The sequence below is a fragment of the Allobaculum sp. genome (assembly GCF_047010065.1).
Taxonomy (GTDB): domain Bacteria; phylum Bacillota_I; class Bacilli_A; order Erysipelotrichales; family Erysipelotrichaceae; genus Allobaculum; species Allobaculum fili.
The window spans coordinates 1-1515 of record NZ_JBKXLD010000171.1; the positions used below are offsets into that span (position 1 = coordinate 1).

General features: G+C 50.7%; 1 protein-coding gene. It reads left to right on the top strand.

The features are described from left to right. Positions 1-23: 23 nt before the first annotated feature. The coding region (locus ACLUYS_RS09930; RefSeq protein WP_412659805.1) for a hypothetical protein at positions 24-1515 on the top strand (1492 nt) is incomplete at its 3' end.

Below are 1515 nucleotides of genomic sequence, written 5' to 3' on the forward strand. Positions count from 1 at the left end.
GGAGTGAGGAGAGCCTGAAGTCCTTGCAGGCGCAAAACGAAAAGCTTCGCCTGCACGTACAGATCGATCCGTCCTGGCATCTTCTGGATGTTGAAGATGTGTATGCGAAGCTGCTCGCACAAAATAACGGCTCCCATATGGCACAGGATAAGTCATCCAAAGCCCGCCCCATCAAAAAGGCGGGGAAAAAGAAAGCGACTCCCAAAAAGGAAAGCGACAGATCGGGAGAATCCCTTGCTGCAGGTACGCTTTCGAGCGATTCCGCTGACGAAAAAACGCTTCGGGCTCAATTCGCGGTGCTTTTTGCGTTGCAGCCGCAATGGAAAAAAGGGTCACTTCTCGAGCGCTGGATGAAAAAGGGCCTGCAGCCTGGAACACTTGAAGCGCTCGTTGAACTTGCCGGCAAGCAGATGCCCTATGAAAGTCTGTCGACGCTGAATCCCGCCAAAATCGAAGCCCAGTACGGAAAGCTGATGGAAGAGCAGGACCGGAAAAATCAGTCTCTGGATGAACAGGCTCTGAAAAAAACCGAAAGCCGGGTACTGACAGGTATTCAAAAACTGGAGAAAACGATTCTCGATGGTGCTCTTCCCAAACGGGCTGAATGTCTGGCTTCCTATTTTGAACAGGACGCGTTTCAAAACGATCTGAAAACCCGTGTCCGAACGGTCCTAACCGAATGGAGCGCGGCTTCGCTTTCAAACCCGCCGCGGAAAAGTCTGCTTCTGATTGAAGAAGAAAACGGTCTGTACGGGTACTGGCTTTATGACGCATTGAATTTTTCTATGCGTCTGGGCGATCCAGATGTTTTCAGAGAGATCGAAAACGAGCGTTCGATCCATATGGAATACGATCAGCTTGGCGACTGGATTTCAAAGATCAGTAAAATACGTCCGCTCTGTCGGATTTACGCCTGTCCTTCCGTATTAAAAGGCATTCGCCGTCATCTTCTTCTGGAAAATGCCTACCTTCCGCTTTCGGTCCTGACGGATGAACAGGAAAAACAGCTTCGTCAGATCCAGACAATTACCAAAGATGGAAACGACAGCGATCGCGCCGCCGGGACAGCTGATCCGCAAAACCTTCTGTTCTTATCGGATAAAGGCATGCAGACCGAAGGGCCTGCTGTGTCGTTTCTGGATCCGGAAACCTTTGATCGCCTGAGTCGGAAAGAGAAAAAGCGGCTGCTCGATCTGCCGCTTGAACTCGATGAACTTCGACTGACCGCCAGACTTCTGCTTGCGGGCGTTTCCTTTTTGGAAATGCAGGATACGCTGCAGCAGCAAGGAAGTCTGCTTCGTCTGGCCGATCGTGTGCTCCTGCCGTATCCAAAACGAAAATGGGTTGAAGAAATCCGTAACCCGGAAATCGCACAGATCTTCCTTTCCAAATCGCTGAAGCCTTCCGCAAGGCAGGAAATCATTTCGCTGGTCCACGGCGGACTTTCTGGAACGTGGATGAACGAGAATCTGCATTCGAATATGAGTGCAGCGAAAATTGAGCGGATCGTCAAGT